Annotated in this window: 18 protein-coding genes; 7 read left to right on the plus strand and 11 right to left on the minus strand. The window is 42.0% G+C overall.

The window, feature by feature from the left end; translation table 11 throughout:
- Positions 1-20 precede the first annotated feature (20 nt).
- A complete protein-coding gene (locus tag N8A86_RS16245) occupies positions 21-248 on the plus strand; it encodes a P-loop NTPase family protein (RefSeq protein ID WP_273566341.1) in 228 nt (75 codons plus the stop codon).
- A gap of 12 nt (positions 249-260) precedes the next feature.
- Here the strand turns inward: N8A86_RS16245 and N8A86_RS16250 are convergent, their stop codons facing one another.
- On the minus strand, positions 261-947 hold the full coding sequence (locus N8A86_RS16250) for an arylesterase (protein ID WP_273566342.1): 687 nt from the start codon (positions 945-947) through the stop codon (positions 261-263).
- A gap of 89 nt (positions 948-1036) precedes the next feature.
- On the opposite strand from N8A86_RS16250, the gene N8A86_RS16255 reads away from it, so the two are divergent.
- Genes N8A86_RS16255 through N8A86_RS16265 form a run of 3 tightly spaced genes read left to right on the plus strand, consistent with a single transcriptional unit; the run spans position 1037 to position 5284 of the window.
- Positions 1037-1726 (plus strand): ABC transporter ATP-binding protein, encoded by a 690-nt coding sequence (locus N8A86_RS16255; RefSeq protein ID WP_273566343.1) that lies wholly within the window; start codon positions 1037-1039, stop codon positions 1724-1726.
- 50 nt (positions 1727-1776) lie between these two features.
- On the plus strand, positions 1777-4278 hold the full coding sequence (locus N8A86_RS16260) for an ABC transporter permease (RefSeq protein ID WP_273569081.1): 2502 nt from the start codon (positions 1777-1779) through the stop codon (positions 4276-4278).
- Positions 4279-4330: 52 nt separating this feature from the next.
- A complete protein-coding gene (locus N8A86_RS16265) occupies positions 4331-5284 on the plus strand; it encodes an aldo/keto reductase (RefSeq protein WP_273566344.1) in 954 nt (317 codons plus the stop codon).
- Between the two features lie 11 nt (positions 5285-5295).
- Here the strand turns inward: N8A86_RS16265 and N8A86_RS16270 are convergent, their stop codons facing one another.
- A complete protein-coding gene (locus tag N8A86_RS16270) occupies positions 5296-5478 on the minus strand; it encodes a hypothetical protein (protein ID WP_273566345.1) in 183 nt (60 codons plus the stop codon).
- A gap of 264 nt (positions 5479-5742) precedes the next feature.
- On the opposite strand from N8A86_RS16270, the gene N8A86_RS16275 reads away from it, so the two are divergent.
- Positions 5743-5970: a hypothetical protein gene (locus tag N8A86_RS16275; RefSeq protein WP_273566346.1), complete on the plus strand. Its 228-nt coding sequence runs from the start codon at positions 5743-5745 to the stop codon at positions 5968-5970.
- A 15-nt stretch (positions 5971-5985) separates the two neighbouring features.
- On the opposite strand, the gene N8A86_RS16280 is transcribed toward N8A86_RS16275, so the two are convergent.
- The 3 genes from N8A86_RS16280 to N8A86_RS16290 are packed head-to-tail and all read right to left on the minus strand — an operon-like array spanning position 5986 to position 7762.
- A complete protein-coding gene (locus tag N8A86_RS16280; RefSeq protein ID WP_273566347.1) occupies positions 5986-6162 on the minus strand; it encodes a hypothetical protein in 177 nt (58 codons plus the stop codon).
- A gap of 23 nt (positions 6163-6185) precedes the next feature.
- The gene (locus N8A86_RS16285) at positions 6186-6404 is read right to left on the minus strand and encodes a VOC family protein (RefSeq protein ID WP_273566348.1); all 219 of its coding nucleotides are present in this window, start codon (positions 6402-6404) and stop codon (positions 6186-6188) included.
- Positions 6405-6415: 11 nt separating this feature from the next.
- Positions 6416-7762: a M24 family metallopeptidase gene (locus tag N8A86_RS16290; protein ID WP_273566349.1), complete on the minus strand. Its 1347-nt coding sequence runs from the start codon at positions 7760-7762 to the stop codon at positions 6416-6418.
- Positions 7763-8014: 252 nt separating this feature from the next.
- Between N8A86_RS16290 and N8A86_RS16295 the strand changes: the two genes are divergently transcribed.
- Positions 8015-8242 (plus strand): hypothetical protein, encoded by a 228-nt coding sequence (locus tag N8A86_RS16295; protein ID WP_273566350.1) that lies wholly within the window; start codon positions 8015-8017, stop codon positions 8240-8242.
- Positions 8243-8268: 26 nt separating this feature from the next.
- Here N8A86_RS16295 and N8A86_RS16300 read toward each other — a convergent pair whose 3' ends face one another.
- On the minus strand, positions 8269-9777 hold the full coding sequence (locus N8A86_RS16300; RefSeq protein WP_273566351.1) for a phospholipase D-like domain-containing protein: 1509 nt from the start codon (positions 9775-9777) through the stop codon (positions 8269-8271).
- Between the two features lie 43 nt (positions 9778-9820).
- On the minus strand, positions 9821-10255 hold the full coding sequence (locus tag N8A86_RS16305) for a DUF1569 domain-containing protein (protein ID WP_273566352.1): 435 nt from the start codon (positions 10253-10255) through the stop codon (positions 9821-9823).
- A 250-nt stretch (positions 10256-10505) separates the two neighbouring features.
- On the opposite strand from N8A86_RS16305, the gene N8A86_RS16310 reads away from it, so the two are divergent.
- A complete protein-coding gene (locus tag N8A86_RS16310) occupies positions 10506-10763 on the plus strand; it encodes a hypothetical protein (protein WP_273566353.1) in 258 nt (85 codons plus the stop codon).
- A 267-nt stretch (positions 10764-11030) separates the two neighbouring features.
- Here the strand turns inward: N8A86_RS16310 and N8A86_RS16315 are convergent, their stop codons facing one another.
- From N8A86_RS16315 to N8A86_RS16330, 4 genes are all read right to left on the minus strand, one after another.
- A complete protein-coding gene (locus tag N8A86_RS16315; protein ID WP_273566354.1) occupies positions 11031-12623 on the minus strand; it encodes an amidohydrolase family protein in 1593 nt (530 codons plus the stop codon).
- A gap of 48 nt (positions 12624-12671) precedes the next feature.
- The gene (locus N8A86_RS16320; protein ID WP_273566355.1) at positions 12672-15206 is read right to left on the minus strand and encodes a M14 metallopeptidase family protein; all 2535 of its coding nucleotides are present in this window, start codon (positions 15204-15206) and stop codon (positions 12672-12674) included.
- A 99-nt stretch (positions 15207-15305) separates the two neighbouring features.
- Positions 15306-16520 carry a sensor histidine kinase gene (locus tag N8A86_RS16325; RefSeq protein ID WP_273566356.1) on the minus strand — a complete coding sequence of 405 codons (1215 nt, stop codon included), beginning with the start codon at positions 16518-16520 and terminating at the stop codon, positions 15306-15308.
- Positions 16521-16609: 89 nt separating this feature from the next.
- The gene (locus N8A86_RS16330) at positions 16610-18022 is read right to left on the minus strand and encodes a Gfo/Idh/MocA family oxidoreductase (RefSeq protein WP_273566357.1); all 1413 of its coding nucleotides are present in this window, start codon (positions 18020-18022) and stop codon (positions 16610-16612) included.
- Positions 18023-18221 lie beyond the last annotated feature (199 nt).

Below are 18221 nucleotides of genomic sequence, written 5' to 3' on the forward strand. Positions count from 1 at the left end.
TATATATAAAACAAACAGTCATGAAAACTATCGCAACTTTAATTTTTGTTCTTTTTATCGGAGTCGCTGCCCAAGCACAAGATAATAAGGTTGAGACTTTCGAAAAGGGAATCGTTACCGAGATTACCGTAAAGGAAATTAAAACCGAAAAGAATACTGAAGTTGCCCGTTTGTACAGAAGAAAGTTTTCTACTGCTAAGAAAGCGCTTTCTTTTACTACAAAAAGAAATGCGGCTAAAATGGCTTAAAAGACTTTTTTCCTAAAGAACTTCCTCAAGAACCTTCCAAACATTTTCCCTGACAATTTTTTGTCCTTCGGCCGTAGGGTGTATTCCATCTTGTAAGTTCAGTTCAGGTATTCCGGCGACACCATCCAAAAGAAACGGAATGAGCCTTAAATCGTTTTCGGCCGCTAGCTCAGGATATATTTTTCGAAACTCATCAGTATAGTCCTGACCCATATTGGGCGGAATCTGCATACCGGCCAAAATAATCTTCGTGCTTGGGTTCTTTTCTTTTACCAAGTCGATAATGGATTGAAGGTTCTTTCGGGTTTCTTTTAAAGGGATGCCCCTTAGACCATCGTTCGCTCCCAATTCGAGTACGAATACATCAGTTTTTTGATTCAGTACCCAATTGAGTCGATTCAATCCCCCGGACGTGGTTTCGCCACTTAGGCCCGAATTAATGGCGGTATAATTCATTCCCAAAGAATCCAATCGGTCTTGTATCAGCGCAGGAAACGATTCTTCGGTATCTAGGCCATACCCCGCGGTCAGACTGTTTCCAAAGAACAAAATGGTTTTGGTATCAGTTTCAACTTCTGATTTGACCGTGTTTTCCACAGGATTTTCAACAGATGTGTCAGATTCCTGCTTCGGATTCTCTTTACACGAAATAAAAAGAGCCAATACTAAAAAATAACGAAATTTTAAGAAGGTCTGCATAGCTATAGGTTGAGAAAATCGAAATCAAATGCTTATTTTTCAGGTTCTGTCATTATATGACAGTTTGAAAAAGAAGATTCAATCAATTTATGACAAAGATATTAAACGTCAGTCATCTGGGGAAGCGTTATAAGAGCGGTTCGAAAGAATTGACCGTACTCGACGATGTCTCGTTTACTGTCGAGGCCGGTTCCACATTCGCAATTATTGGCCCTTCGGGGAGCGGAAAAACAACACTTTTAGGGCTATGTGCAGGTCTCGACGAACCGGATTCGGGTACGGTCGAACTTTGTGGTGTAGAACTTAACGGACTTACCGAGGATGAGCGCGCCCAATTGCGCAATAAACAAGTAGGTTTCATTTTTCAAAATTTCCAATTACTTCCGACCTTGACTGCTTTAGAAAATGTTATTGTCCCGTTGGAATTACAAGGCGTGAAAGGTGCACGAAAAACTGGGGAAGAATTACTTGATAAAGTGGGCCTTAAAGATCGTATGCACCATTATCCATCACAACTATCCGGTGGAGAGCAGCAGCGTGTGGCTTTGGCTCGGGCATTTTCGAATAAGCCCTCGATTCTTTTTGCCGATGAGCCTACTGGCAACCTCGATGAGGAAACAGGTGAAAAGGTCATTCAATTGTTGTTCGATCTGAACAAAGAAGCTGGCACGACACTTATCATCATATCCCATGATTTGGAACTGGCAAAACGTAACCAGCATATCATACAATTGAAAGGTGGAAAACTGGTGGCAAACGAAATCACGGCAGTATTGTGAGTGATAGCCCACTTCATACACCCAAAGCCAGTTTAGGATGGCTCTTCAAAATGGCGTGGCGCGATGGTCGGGCGAGTTTGAAACGTCTCTTTTTATTTATGGCCTCCATTATTTTGGGTATCGCTGCGTTGGTCTCTATACAGTCTTTTGGTGATAATCTAAAACAAAACTTTACCCAGCAATCTAAATCGTTGATGGGTTCTGATTTTTTAATCGCAGGAAAGCAGCCCCATACGGAAAAAGTACAGTCCATTATCGATTCTTTAGGCGGTGCGAACGCCACCGAGATTAATTTCCCTTCCATGGTCGCTTTTCCGAAACAGAATGCAACAAAATTGGCTTTTGTTCGCGGTATTCAAGGGGGCTATCCTTTTTATGGAAGTTTGGTTACAAAACCGCCTTCTGCTGCCATCGAATACCAACAAAAAGGTGGTGCCTTGGTCGATGCCACGCTAATGCTACAGTTCGATTTAAAAGTTGGGGATTCGATTCAGGTAGGCCTTATCAAAATGCCCATTGCGGGCTCAATAGTTTCAGGTCCGGGAAGTACTGGGATTTCAACTTCCGTGGCTCCTCCTGTATATATTCCGTATCGTTTCATTGATGAAACAGGATTGGTTCAGACCGGAAGTCGGGTCGAGTACAAGAGTTATTTTGTGGCAAATCCTGAACCCGATTATACGGCATTGGCAAAAAGAATTGATCCAATTCTTGATGCGGAGAATGCCGATTTGGACACCCACGAATCTACAGGGCGTCAATTAGGACGTCGATATGATAATTTTGGCAAGTTTTTAAACCTGGTCGCTTTTATAGCGCTGTTATTAGGATGTGTGGGAATTGCCAGTTCGGTACATATTTATATTAAGGAAAAGCTGGTTTCCGTGGCCGTATTGAAATGCCTGGGAGCCACCCGTAAACAGTCCTTTTTGATTTATTTGATTCAAATTGCCGGAATGGGCCTGCTCGGAGGAATTATCGGCACCCTTATCGGACTGTCCCTTCAGCAGTTCTTCCCACTATTGTTGAAAGACTTCCTACCGTTGGAAATTGATATCTCGGTGGCGTTGCAACCTTTAATTGTGGGTCCCTTGTTAGGTTTGATAATGTCCGTGCTTTTTGCTTTGTCCCCCTTATTAAGCACTTGGTACGTTTCTCCTTTACAGGTTTTACGAATTCAAGAGAGTACCTCGCCAAAAGCACGTAGAATGACTTTCGTCGTCATGATGGCGATTCTGGTCTTTCTAACCGGATTTTCGTTTTGGATATTGAAGAATACCCGTTTTGCCCTGTTTTTCGTTCTGGGGATTCTAGTCGTATTTTCGGTACTGACAGGTATTGCATTCCTTTTTATGAGGGCGGTTAAAAAGTATTTTCCGAATTCATGGGGATATACATCACGGCAAAGTTTACTCAATCTATATCGCCCGAACAATCAGACCTTAGTATTGCTCCTGGCGATAGGTATTGGTAGCTTTTTGATAAGTACACTGTATTTCGCCAAGGATATTTTGGTGGCCAAGACCTCTTTGGAAGCCAGTGGTAAAACTCCAAATCTTATCTTATTGGATGTACAATCCGATGAAACAAAAGAAGTCGCCGAAAATATCAAAAACAATGACCTAAAAGTGATCGACAACTTTCCTATCGTTACCATGCGTATTCAAAGTATAAAGGGAAGGCCGGTGAACGATATCCGTGAAGATACCACCTCGACCATTAACCGATGGATTTTGAACCATGAATTCCGTACCACTTATAGGGATTCCTTAGTCGAATCGGAGACTCTGGCAACTGGAGAATGGAATCCTGAATTTACGGAAGGCGATGCGGTACCCATCTCGCTATCGGATAATGTTGCCCGTGATGCACAGGTTATCGAGGGAGACACTTTGGTTTTCAATGTACAGGGTGTTTTAATGAAAACCGTTGTGGCGAATACCCGTGCGGTAGATTGGGGCCGTATGCAGATGAACTTTTCTGTGGTTTTTCCTAAAGGAGTTCTTGAAAACGCGCCACAATTTCACGTATTGAGTACCAATGCTCCGGATGAAAAATCGTCTGCAAAATTGCAACGTGAACTCGTTAAAAAATTTCCTACGGTATCTATTATCGATGTGCGGCAGTTATTATTTATGGTCCAAGACATTCTTGACAAAATTTCTTGGGTCATCAATTTTATGGCCTTCTTCAGTATTCTAACCGGAATTATAGTATTGATAGGTTCGGTTCGCACAAGCAAATACCAACGTGTCAAAGAGAGTGTGCTGCTACGAACCCTCGGGGCCAAGAGTAAGCAAATTTTAAACATTACCGCTTTGGAATATCTTTATCTAGGTTTTCTAGGCTCTGGTATTGGCATACTGCTTTCCTTCTTTGCAAGCAAACTGTTGGCCGTATTCGTTTATAAAACGGACTTTTCGCCCTCTTGGGTGCCTTTTTTGGTTGTTCTTCCGGGGATAACTTTGTTGGTTTTGCTTATCGGGTTGAGCAATAGTCGTAGTGTAATTAAAAGTCCGCCTTTGGAGGTGCTGCGAAAAGAGGGAGTATAGCCTATTTGACCAACCGGATGTTTAAATCACTTCTAAATTAAAATAGAAAATTATGAACTACAGAAAAATCCCCAATACCGACCTTGATGTTTCTACAGTTGCTTTGGGGACTTGGGCCATGGGAAATGATTTTTGGGGAGACATAGATGACCAGGAATCCATTGACGCGATACAGGCGTCGATTGATGCGGGAATCAATTTTATCGATACCGCTCCCGCCTATGGCGCAGGCCATGCCGAAAAAGTAGTCGCCAAAGCGATTGAAGGAAAAAGGGACAAAATTATCATTGCCACCAAAACGGGAGTTATTCGTACGAAAACAGAGTTTATCAGAGATTTGAGTCCGGCGAACATCCAAAAAGATATGGAGGAATCCTTAAGAAGGTTAAAAACCGATTTTATCGATTTGTACTACATCCATTGGCCCGATACAAACACTCCGTTGGAAGATTCGGTAAATACGTTGATAAAGCTAAAGGCACAGGGAAAGTTTCGGCATTTGGCGGTTTCCAATTTCACGACCGAACTTATGGAACAAATTCAAGGTATGACAGATATCGTTTGCCTTCAGCCAAATTACTCCATGGTAAACCGTAAAATCGAGGAGCAGATTGTACCGTATTGCGAAGAAAACGAATTGGGTCTTGTTACCTATGGCACGCTTGCAGGCAGTCTTTTGACAGGAAAACATCGCGAACTGCCCGACTTCGCCGAAAACGACAATCGAGGTCGTTTCTACAATTACTATCGACAGGATATTTGGCCGCAGTTGCAAGGATTACTTTCCCTTATGGATTCGATCGCAGAAATCCATTCGTGCACGTTGGCACAGGTAGCCATAGCATGGGCCTCCCAACAGAATGGAATTACTTCGGTCTTGGTCGGGGCGAAGAATGCAAAACAGGCCAACGCCAATGCCCAAGCTTCGGAAGTTGCCTTGAATGATTTTGAACTTCAAGAAATCGATTCTTATCTAAGAAATGAACTGCGGGAAACTATTTTCTAAAAACTAGTTTTTCAGACACTTTTCGTATTCCGGATGAGACCTACGCCGGCAAAAAAGAAAATGGCACCTAAAATACCATACACCATTAGCATTTTGGTTGTACCCGAATCGTTCGCAAAAAGAATGGCCGTATAGATTAGGCCACCTATGCCCAGTAGGGTCAGTACTGTTCCAAATAGTTTTTTCAAATCCATGGGGCCAAAAATAGAAAAATTGTTTGAATTGGCGCGCTACACTGCACATTAAGGTTTTTAGTCGATGAAATTTAATCTAAAAACTAGGTTAAAACGCATGTTCTTTCGGTAAAGTGTTTTTAGGGCACGATCCCGTTATCGAGGCTTTTTTACACTTAATCCGAAGTTTTGTCGCTTAACGAGTATTTGGTCTCGTTGAACGAACCAAATCCCCTAAAAACGGGGTCTGTGGGTTTTATATATAAATATATATAACAAACAGTCATGAAAACCATCGCAACTTTAATTTTTGTTCTTTTTATCGGAGTCGCTGCCCAAGCTCAGGATGCCAAAGTTGAGACTATCGAAATGGGAATCGCTACTGAGATTACCGTAAAGGAAGTTAAAACAGAAAAGAACACCGAAGTTGCTCGTTTGTACAGAAGGTCTAACAGCCAAGTTAAGAAGGCTTTGTCTTTCACAACAAAAAGAAATGCTTCAAAAATGGCTTAATACTTACAATATAATTTACTCTTCCAACCCATAAAACGATTTTTCATCCACTACCAAAGTGGTCAACTCTACAGTGTGACCATCTAAATCTTTAGTGTAGATGGAATGAAAATAAAAGTGGTCTTGAAAATTATAGATTAGGCCTAACTCCTTATATCTGATTTGAGCCTTGTCAAAATTCTCGTTGGTCACGTTAAAAGCAAAATGGTCGATTTTTATATTTCTGGAAGTTTGGTCAAGCTTCGGATGTTCTGCATTCGCAGGAAAAAAGCAACGCCCGCTTTACCGGCCAACATAAAAATAGGAAAGTCGCCCCATTCGGACAATTGGTAGCGTTTCAGGCCCAAGACTTCGGTATACCATTTGACCGATGCTTCAATGTTCTTTACTCGAATGGCGACATGATCTAAGCCAGTAATTTCAAAGTGTGACATGGTTCTCCTATTTATTTCTTCATTAACTTTTCAAGATCAGACGGTGTGCGCGGCAAGCTTTTACTCAATACTTCGCAACCTTCTTCGGTCACTAAAATAACATCTTCCGTAAAGACTGAAATTTGGTCATCGTGATTGTAGTACCAAGGTTCCACCGTAAAGATCATACCGGGCTCAAGTTTTGCTTCGGGTAGGTTAGGGTCTCCAGTCGATAATCCTAAATGGTGTCCGAAAAAGAGTCCGACTTGCATATATTTTTTGGCATCATCGGGAATAATTGTATCCGTCAGTTTTTTGATATCGGCAAAAGTGATTCCGGGTTTGATAAAGTCGATTATCTGGTCGGCGATACCCACTTCCATGGTTAAGATTTCTTTTTGCTTATCCGTAAATTTTCCGGAGACGGGGAAAGTTCTCCCCATATCACTAACATACTGATGGTATTCACAACCCACATCAAAAATAACTAGATCTCCATTTTCCATGACCCGGTTTCTTCTATTGTAATGGGTAGCCAATATCCGCCAAGGCCATAGCGAATTGGGTCCGGACTTTATAATCGACCCAAAGGCAAGGCGATGGGCACCGTTGACTTTGTAATTTCCTTCGAGAACGCCTTCTAAATAGCGCTCATCGATGCCCGCTTTGATAGTTTTTGCGGCGGTTTTGATTCCCTCGATATTAATGGCCGTTACCTTTCGCATGATATCTATTTCGGCCGGAGATTTTATCATCCGGACTTTGGCCACTGCCTCGTAAATATTTTCAAATCGCAGTCCTGAATGCTTTTCTTTCAAAGCATCACAAAGTATTTGGACAGGGGAAGGGGTTGCTATGTAGTCCATTTCAGGAAAAGATAGGGTTCCCTTTTTTCCGATATCCACAAATATGGTCTTGCCACTTTTGGCCGCGGCATCCATTGCTGCCAAAAAATCTTCTATGTTTTTAAACGACAGACCTGAATTTTGTGAGATGTTTGAATCCCTCAGTATAGGCCTCCCGGGAAAGTCGTTCGGCCTTGAACTACTTTCAAAGCGAAGATCGCGTTCTGGAACATATAGAATCTCGGATTTTTTAGCGAGATCTAGAACCAAGAGACTATTGGGCAGTTCCAATCCCGTGAAATAATAAAAATTGTCGAGTTGACGAAAAGTCTCACCATACGAAAAACCATCCTTTGCAGGTATGATGATTAATCCTTCCTCGGGAAGCTGTTTTATAAGGTTCTCCCTGCGTATCGAAAGTTCTTCCTTAGAAAATGGCAGGCTCGTCCAATCAAAATAATATTGCTCAGGAGTCTGGCAAAAGGATACCGAACAAATGAAAAGAACGATTAATCGTAACGTATTTTTGATCATAAAGGAAGTTTAGAAGGTTTTGAGATAGGGTAAAATACATAATCCGTGCTATTTGAGCATCGCAATTGCCTAATTATTTCGGATTAAAAGCATCTTTTTTCGGTAAGTTGTTTTGGCCGCCCCTTACGTTTATCGAGCCTTTTTTGCACTTTATCCGAGTTGCTGTCGGTTAACGAGTATTTGGTCTCGTTGAACGAACCAAATCCCCTAAAAATGGGGTCTGTGAGTTTTATATATATAAAACAAACAGTCATGAAAACTATCGCAACTTTAATTTTTGTTCTTTTTATCGGAGTCGCTGCCCAAGCACAGGACAACAGGATTGAGACTATCGAAATGGGAATCGCTACCGAGATTACCGTTAAGGAAGTTAAAACCGAAAAGAACACCGAAGTTGCCCGTTTGTACAGAAGAAAGTTCTCTACAGCTAAGAAAGCACTTTCTTTTTCTACTAAAAGAAACGCTCCAAAAATGGCTTAATATTTTATTGCCTCATCGAAAAAATACTACAGTATATTTTTAGGAATTACTTTTCGTGACAAGGTTTTAACTCTTTTGGTTCTTGCTACCTCTCCATCAGGGTTCCATTCCAAAGTCGTTTCCCAGGCATTTTCAGGTTTATATTCTTCCTTCATAGCGCGCAGCACCTGTTGCGCCACTTTCTTGTCAGGAATTATCGCAATACATTCTGTATTAAGGTTTGCGCTGCGCGGATCTAGATTGAATGTACCGATAACGGCAATTTCTCCATCTACGACCATTGTTTTTGCATGAAGTCCAAAAGTAGGTCGATACTCCAATTCTTTTTGCAATGCCCCTGTCATAATTTTGACCCGTTCTGCTGCGTCAGGTCTGAACTCATAAATTTTCACTCCGCTTTCCAGTAAGGCCTTGCGGTCTTTTTGATATCCACTAAAGGCCTCAAGATTATCAGTAGAAGCGAGGCTGTTAGTAAGAATTCGAACATTCACTCCTCGAGCCACTGCTTTTCGAAATAGTTGTCGGCTCAATTCGGAAGTTACCAAATATGGGCTCTGTATGTCCAAGGAATTTTTGGCATTTTTTACAAGTTCAATCAATGCATCCGTGGAAACACCTCCGCCCGACAGACCCTCTTCGCCATCATTTTTTCCAGGGATATCTGAAACGAATCGGACATCGTCTACCCACACCAATTTATCGGAAGCTTTGATAGCCGGAAAAGCCTTTGGCAGGTTCTTAATCTGTTCTCGCACCTGAGGCCAGAAATTTTCGGGATTGCAGGCGTATTCGTGCAATTTGTCAAAACGGTTTGGGTCTGCAATGTTATCGGGAACAACTTCCGCAACTTCGGTTACGGGAACCGCCAAATCATTTTCCCAGAATTCTTCAAAAGAAGTATTCATGGTCTGGATTTCCTTTCCTAAAAGCAACACGTCCCGATCTCTGAAATTATATTCATGGTCGTAGTCGAAATATTCGTCCGCAATATTTCGTCCGCCAGTAATTCCGACTTTTCCGTCAACAATAAAGGTCTTATTGTGCATACGTTGATTGGCATTTCGGAAATCGGTTGCAAACTTGGTCACTTTTTCCAAAATATTCTTCCCCAAGTTCACGCCGGGGTTATAGACCTTGATTTCTATATTCTTATGGGAATCCAAGGTCAAAATATCCTGTACATCGGTATCGACCATGATATCATCGACAATCATTCTGATCTTTACACCGCGATCTGCGGCACGCACCAAATAATCACAAGCGATCAAACCCACATTATCCGTGGAAAAGATAAAATATTGAATGTCTATGGTCTTTTCGGCATACTCCGTCAGCCAAGCACGGGTAACCATGGCGCCCCCTCCATCTTCGAGTACATAGACTCCGGTCTGTGATTCCATTTTGTCCTCAATATCCAGTAATGCATCGGAAAGGCTGCTAATCGTATCCCTTTGAATGGAAGCGCAGAAATCGGTATGCTGTTCTCCGGCAAGCGGTTTTTTATCCTTTTTACACGAAAATATTATCCATGTCAAAAAGATGAAGGCTAACAACTTCTGCCGATGAATTAGAATTGGTTTATGCATTGAATTGTGATAAATGATGGTCTAGATGATATATGGTGATGGCCATCCAACTTTTTCGGTCGCTTTTTCCAAAGTAGGGGTGGGGTGCGTAGTCGAAATCTTCAGGTAGGTTTAAGAATTCCAGCAGATGACTTTTTAAAAGCGCTTTGTCATTTTCAAAAGTAGTAGGAGAAGTTCCATCTCCTTCGACTTGCCCCAAACCTTTTGGCGTAGGCACCGGCTTTTTAGCCAAGGCCAAATTCTTTACCACACTTGGGTCTATAAGTGTGTAGTTATCGTCTGCTTTTATCATGCCCAGGGACAAACGCAACTGATCCGTACAATGACAGACCATTTGATGCACGTTCATTTTGCCAAATTTCGGTTGATGTTCGGGAGTCAGTTGCACAATCCTTCTTAAAAAACCTTCAAGTTGAACCTCGTTCATGGATCAAAGATAAAGTTCTTGCGCCAAAATTCGATTGAAAATAGGCCTTGGTCATTGAGAAGCCTGTTCTTTTTGCCGATTAAATCCACCTTTTTTCGATAAGCTGTTTTTCCTTCCATAAACGGTTGTCGAAGATTCATGACCGTTTATCCAGTCTTTTGTAAAATACCTAAAAATAAGAGTTTTCAGCGATTTCAAAGCCTTCTGGGGTCATGTTCGGGGTTATCTTAGTGTAACCCAATCTAATATAATGAAGGCTATTTTAACCCTTTTGTTTGTTCTCATCTTCGGAGCGATTGCTCTGGCCCAAAACTTAGAAAGCCATGATAAAATTCAGTCTCTTAAAATGGGTGTTGTTCTGGTCGATAGCATTGATCGTACTATTTCTGAAAAAGAAATGGCAGCCCAAACGGAAGGCAGTATAGCTCGCGTGTACAGATTTAGAAATTCGAGGGTAAAAAAAGCACTTGACTTTAAAACAAAAAAACAGAAAGCCAAATTGGCATAATACTTGAAGTACCCAAACCGACTTTACAAAACTGTATAAGTCTAAATACTTAGAAGCCATGATATTATTCGTAATCTCAATACCAATCGCTCTTTTTCTTAGCTATGTGACGATTTTTCCCAAGACGAAGGGTCAATTGCAACCTCTTAAGGTTCGCGTTGAACATAACAAGAGAAAATAGAATACTTGAAAAAATAATAAAGCTCCACGTTCACTTTGTGATGGTGGAGCTTTTTTCGTTTAGGGCTGACCTAAAAATCCAATTTATTATTCTTTTACTCCTGGCTGTAGAATCTTGAATCCTGTTTTTGCTTTTTCTTCCGCTACCATTCTTTTGACATCGTCTAATAAGGCTTTTGCATCGTAGATGATTCCGTCTTTTATAGTGTATTTAACACCACCTTCCCGAATGACCTCATTATCCTCTGTCAATTTGACCGCTCCGGTACCGTAAAGAACTTTTAAATTTTTAAGCGGATTGGCATCGACGACTACAAAATCTGCTAGCTTTCCTATGGCAACACTTCCAATTTTATCATCTGCGCCAAGGGCTTCCGCACCATTCAAGGTCGCGGAACGAATAATTTCCAAGGGATGGAAACCCGCCTCACGAAGCAACTCGAACTCGCGTATATATGCGAAACCATACAATTGAAATATAAACCCTGAATCGGAACCTGTAGTTACACGGCCCCCACGGTTCTTATATTCATTGATAAAGGTCATCCATAATGTATAGTTTTCACGCCAAGCGACCTCTTGCTCAGTGCCCCAATCATGCCAATAACTGCCGTGTGAAATCTTACTGGGTTGATAGAATTCCCAAAGCGAAGGTAGCGTGTATTCTTCGTGCCATTCGGCACGGCGCGCGCGCTGCAGGTCGCGACTGGCTTCGTAAATATTGAAGGTGGGGTCCATTGTAAAATCCAGTTCCAATAATTCGGTCATTACGTTCTCCCAATGTTCGGAATAGGGTTTGGCGGCCTGCGCCCAAAGTTTCCCGGCATTTTCAAAACGATGTTGCTCGTTCTGGTAATTGTAATCCAAAGGATAATCCTGTACCGTGCGGTCATCGAACAAAGCTTCAGGTAGTCCATACCAATGTTCCATCGAGGTCAATCCCGCCCGTGCGGAATGTAGCACGTTCCATCGAGCGACGCTCAGTTGGGCATGGTGGCAGGCAGAACCTAATCCCAATTTCTTATTCTCGTCCAAGGCGGCCGCCATGATTTCGGGTTCCGCTCCAAAGAACTTAATACCATCAGCACCTTTTTTGGCATTAGCACGAACCCATTCCCGAGCCTGTTCCGGGGTTGAAATTGGTAAATCATTCAAGGGATTAAAACTTTCGCTGGTTTGGCCGAAAGCGGTGTAGGCATAGATTCGAGGAGCGATAATTTCGTTTTTCTCGCTTTTGCGTTTAAGATCCATAGTAAAATCTACGCCTCGACCACTAGGTTCTCGAACAGTGGTTACGCCATGGCCCATCCAAAGTTTGAAAACGTAGTCAGGTTCTGCACCTTGGGATTTGCCACCGATGTGTCCGTGCATGTCTATAAAACCTGGCATGAGGTACATACCGTTGCAATCGAGTTCCTTACCTCCGGCGTTAAGTTTTGGGCGCTTCAATTCATCGATGGGCACCCCGTCGTACCCGACAACTTGTATTTTTTTAATGATATTGTTTTCGACTACAATGTCAATAGGCCCCTGTGGTGGTGCCCCATTTCCGTTGATCAACATGACTCCGCGAATGATCAATTGTGAGTGTGGGCCATCACCTTGTAGGGATTGGGCATTGGTCTGAGAAATTCCAAAAATGATAAAGGCTAGAACTGTAAGAAAAAATTGGTTTTTCATATAATCGATGGTTGGATTTTTAGATGTTTGTATAATTTCAACGTGTGGCTAATCATTGCTAGGCACTCTTATTTTATCCCCTAAAAACAATGCGTTCAAAAACAGGCGGTTGGTTCCGTACCAAGACCCCCTAAAGTTCGGATTGTCGGCGAATAGCACTACACGGCCGCTTCCTAATTTGCTGACAATTAGCGAGGCGGAAGGCTTCACGAATTCATCTCGGTTCTTATCGGTCATAAAACCATCGATATGCGGATCTGCATTATATTTCACAACCGTGGCATATTCATTTTTACTGGGAGCCAACCACACCTCATTGTTCTTGTAAACGGGAATGGAGGCGTCGTTATAGCCGAATGCCAAAGGGTGGGTAATATCGATATCCGCTTTTAGGATTACCCCGCCCAGACTTTCTTTTCCAAGGTTTTCACGGGCATCGACATAGGGTTTTCTTTCCACGATTTTTGTGGAATCCTTTGATGTCGAATCTTTTTTGCTTTTGGTCAATGTTTCCTTGACCAATTTCTTTTCGACCGCCCATTTTGAGGCCGACCCTATGGTTATCAAAGTGTTGCCCTTGCTTACCCAATCCTTGATTTTTTCTTGTTGTTTGTCGGTAAGTGAATACCGTCCGGAGACCATGACCATCGTATTGTATTTGTCAAAATTGGTCCGGTTGAAATTTCGCATCGGAATTTTTGTAATGGGCATATGAACCCGTGTATCCAAAAGATGCCAAACCTCACCAGCTTCGTAAGACCTCACCCCATCGCCGATTAACATCATGGCTTTTGGCTTTTTGATGGGGGAAATGTAAGCACTTCCTAAATCGACTCCTTTTAGATTAAAGCCTGAATTCACGGCGTACATGGGGACCTCAAATTTCTTTTGTGCCTTTTGGAGCAGATCAAAGACCTCGTCCGAACTTTTCTTTTGAAGGCTTATGGGAAGGACCAAGGTTCCATATCCAAAACTTTTTGAATCAGAACTGACTTTGGCCGTAAAGGGCTTCCCGGAACTTGATAAAACCAGACCCTTCGATTGTAAATAGTGCAACGTAGCCGGGGCATTGTAGTCTTGCCAATCGATAAGATAGGCGTAATCGGATTTTTGAACCCGAGAAACCGAGATAAGGGTTTCAATATTCTCGACTTTTTCGCCCAAACTCAAACTCGTAACCGGTCGATACTTCATATTATAAAAATTCGCGACCGACCAGGCGGAAGCATCATAATAGACGCTATCACGATATTTTTCATAGGTTTCGAACATCGATTGCACCATTCGATATTGGGGTTGATTGGTCGGTACGACATATTTATCTCCTGATTTATACACATCGATTTTATGAAGCAATAGCTTGTCGATAAAGGCTTTCGTACGGTTTTTATCGCGTTCGTCACCGAACGAATACCCTCTAATTTTTCCTTTACCTGCATTGGTCAGCGCACTTTTAAAAAAGTCTTGTTGATACTTTCTCAAGTACCCTTTGTTCTCTACCGCCGCCCGCACGGTAGTGATACTTGATGTATATTGGTTTCGTATGGTAAAAGGGAAAGTAATTTCCCCAAAAGCCGTTTTCTGTCGATGGCCCCGTGAACTTGCCTGTTCAAATAGCAGTCCCAGCCCACCTTGTAGATCCGGATAGGAAGAACCGTAACCGGGGTAGGTCCCATCAAAAACTTCTTTGGTAAAATAAAAAGAACCGATACTATCGAGTGCCTTGGCAAAATAATTGCCGAAAAGTGTATTCAGATCTTCATAGTTCTCTTTCGGCATTATCGGATTCAAGGAACCGTTCGTCTTCATCGGTTCGAAAAAATAGGTGCTTTGCGTACCCATTTCGTGGAAATCGGTGACAACGTTCGGATACCATTCATGGTACCAAGCCAATTTTCCCTGGCTTTCGGGATTGATGGCCAGTAACCAATCGCGGTTCAAATCGAACCAGTAGTGGTTCGTACGCCCCCCAGGCCAATATTCATTATGTTCAGCGTCTTGTGTATCGGCCACTTCCGGATTTCCCTGATAGGTATTTGCCCATTGTGTATGCCGGTCCCGTCCATCAGGATTTATAGTGGGATCAATAAATATAACAGCGTTTTTTCGGTATTTCTTTATTTCGGAACTTTCCGATGCTACAAAAGTATATGCGCTTAACAAAGCAGCCTCAGAGCTAGAAGGTTCATTACCATGTACGTTATAGGCCAAATTTATAAATATGGGAAGAGCATCATAATTAGAAACGTTTTGAGCTGGATCGGTAAAGGCGAGATGTTGCTTCTTTAGATCGTCAAGATTTGAAAGGTTTTCAGGTGTTGTTATTGTTAAAATAACCAGCTTACGACCCTCATGGGTTTTTCCATAGTAGTGAATGGATGCCCGATCGGAGACCTCGGCCAATTTTTCCAAATAAGCCACTATGAGGTCATGGCGGGTATGTTGCTCCCCGATGCCATAGCCTAAAAATTGTTCAGGTGAAAGGATTTTGTCATTATATGGTTCATATTTTTTTAGAAAATAGTCCTGCCCGTAAAGTGTAGTACCACAAAAAAGCACCAATAGGAGTAGTCGTCTCAACATTGAAATATATTTAGGATTAGTCGCCTAAATATAGGAATAAAAATAGAAGTAGAAGTCAGGAAAACAAAGCCCCTTAATGTCTTCTGAAAACAGGAATGCTCAAGCCAAGGAATGAAAATTACCTCCCACTTCCTTGAATTTTACGATGTAGTAGGTTCCTTTTTTAGATACATCCCTGCTTATAGAACCTTTCAGTTGTCTTGCAAGGTTGTGTATCAATTTCAATCCTAATGATTTTGTATTCTTGTACGTAATACTTTCAGGAAAACCCACTCCATTGTCCCCGATATTCAAAACATAATCGGTGCCTTCCCCTTTTTTGAGGGCGATATCTATTTCTCCTTCCGCATCGTCTTTGATACCATATTTCAAGGCGTTCGTAATTGCCTCATTAATTAGTAGACCCAAGGGAATCGCCGTATCGATTCCCAATTTGATGTCATTAATATCAATGTTGAGTTTTACATGGTTTTCGGTTCCTTTGAGGGATCTCACCAAATAGTCGGCAAGCTCTTGCACATAAGAATGGTATTCGATTTTAGAAAGGTCGTCGCGCATGTAGAGCATCTCATGTACCATGGCCATGGATATAACTCTGTTCTGGCTACTTTTGATAAGACTCTTCATTTTTTTGTCCTCAATGCTTCTAGATTGTAAACTCAAAAGGCTTGAAACGGTTTGAAGATTGTTTTTTACACGGTGGTGTATTTCCTTCAATAGAATTTCGCGCTCCTTCATCTGTTGCGCAATCGCCATTTTCGATTTATACAGACGGTGGTGGGTACGTAACAAGTTTTTCCCAAAAACATGACCTAATAAATAGACCGAGAAAAGTACCGATAGCAAATTGAACATGTTTTGGGACTCTTCAGGAACAACGTTTCTGGTGAAGCTATAATTTTCCAAACTTTGGGAATAAATCAATACCACCAGAAATAAAATCAAGTTCAAGTAGATTTGGCCGTACTGACGGGTGGTCACATAGCCCGCAAAGACAATAAGGGCCAAGGTAAAAATGAACGGACTTGCAATCCCTCCGGTATACAATGTAATGATCAAAGCACAGATCAAAGCCGTAATCGATGAGATATTATAAGTGAGGGCTAGATTTTTATGGTATCGGAACACGAAGGTATTGGCCAGATTGAAAAGGCCAAAAAATAGAAAGGCGTACGGTACGATTTCGGTGATCTTTAAAAAGAATAAACAGAGCGCAAAAAACACGATGGCCAAGGCCGAGGAGATATAATTTACCCTCAGTACCAAGTTGATTTTATCCCTTAGGCGCTCTACATCAACTGTTGTACCCTCCATACCGGTGCATTTTTACTGAAATCTGCCGAAATAACAGATTGTAAAACTAATCATGTTTATCATATAAAAAAAGCAAATTAAACGGAATACTACATTCGTAAAAGTGTCTTAACTCCTTTCTTTTTTGGTTTTAAGTCGGTCAGTGAATCGATTCGCACCGCTTTGCCGGTTTGAATACTATTTCTTGCTGCGATACCGATGAGACATGACATTGCACCATCTCTAAACCCGGCCGTTCTGCCATACGGATCTTCAATATCTGTTTCCCTGAAAATTTTATCCTGAAGCCGACTATCGCCGCCGCCGTGACCACTTTTTTCCGTTTTGACTTCAACGGTCTCATATTCTTTCCAAAGTTTATGTACGATGATAGGTTCTATATGGAATTCTTGATCTTCGGATTGGGCCATTTCCTGCGCGTGCATTTCAGCTTGGTTCAGTTTGATATTTTTATTATACGGAATGTCTAACCATGCCTCTATTCGGCCTTCGGTACCATTGAAAGAAACCCGCCAACCTTCAAAGGGGGAGTAGGTCGTCAAAGAATAATTGACCACAACGTTATTTACATATTTTATTTGGGCCGACATTTTATCATAGATATTGATTTCTTCCCGAAAAAGACAGTTGTCACGAATGTATCCATCGTGTTCTTCGTGGTCTACATAAAGGTTCATGGAGCGCTCGTCTTTTGTGATATCCCAATGAAAATCGCATTTTGATTTATGTTCACAAGTCCGGCAATTGGCTCCGCGAAAAGGGCCATTTTTGCCATAGAATTCCAAATCTCCATAGGCGAAAACTTCGCTGGGTTCCGAATTGATCCACCAATTCAGCAAATCGAAATGATGGGTGGCCTTATGTACCCAAAGGGATCCACCGCTCTCTACTTGTCCGTGCCATCTTCTAAAGTAAGATGCCCCGTGGTACGTATTCAAATACCAATGAAAATCGACCGAGGTTATCGTTCCGATAGAACCGGAGCGCAGCAATTCCTTGATTTTTGTTGCATACGGACTCCAACGATAATTGAAACCGACAATGAGAGTTTTATCGGATTTCTTTTCAGCCTCTAAAATGGCCCGACATTTAGTTTCATCGGTGGTCAAGGGTTTTTCCGTCAATACATCACAGCCCATTTCAAGGCCTTTGACAATAAACTCGTGGTGTGTCGAATCTTTTGTCGTCACGATAACCAAATCCGGTTTAGCGGTTTTGACCATTTCATCGAAATTTGTATACGTCGGACAGGAAACACCGATATACTTTTTACCATATTCAAGTCTTCCGGGATTGATGTCGGAAAGCCCGACGAACTCTAAAATATCGGAATATTCATCAACAAGTCTTTTGCCCCAAAAACTTGTTCCGCGAATACCAGTGCCCACAAGCGCCACTTTTAGTTTTTTGTTATTGCCAAAACTGAAGGCTTGTAAGGGCAGTGCGCTGCTTGCGGCAAGCATACTGATCGAGGTGAGAAATTTACGGCGTGCGATAGTCATTTTCCATGTTTTGATGTCCACTAAAGATATTGAAATTTGTGTAATAAAAAACGGCGATCAATTAAGGCCGCCGTTTGTTCTAATTTTTAAAACTGAAAAAATCGGTTTGTGCTGGCTTGGCTTGCGCTTTCAACCCCTCCGTCTTCCTATCCGCCAGCTGGTGGATAGGAATCCACCTCCCCTCAGATGAGGGGAGGAG

The sequence above is a fragment of the Maribacter halichondriae genome (assembly GCF_027474825.1).
GTDB lineage: Bacteria > Bacteroidota > Bacteroidia > Flavobacteriales > Flavobacteriaceae > Meishania > Meishania halichondriae.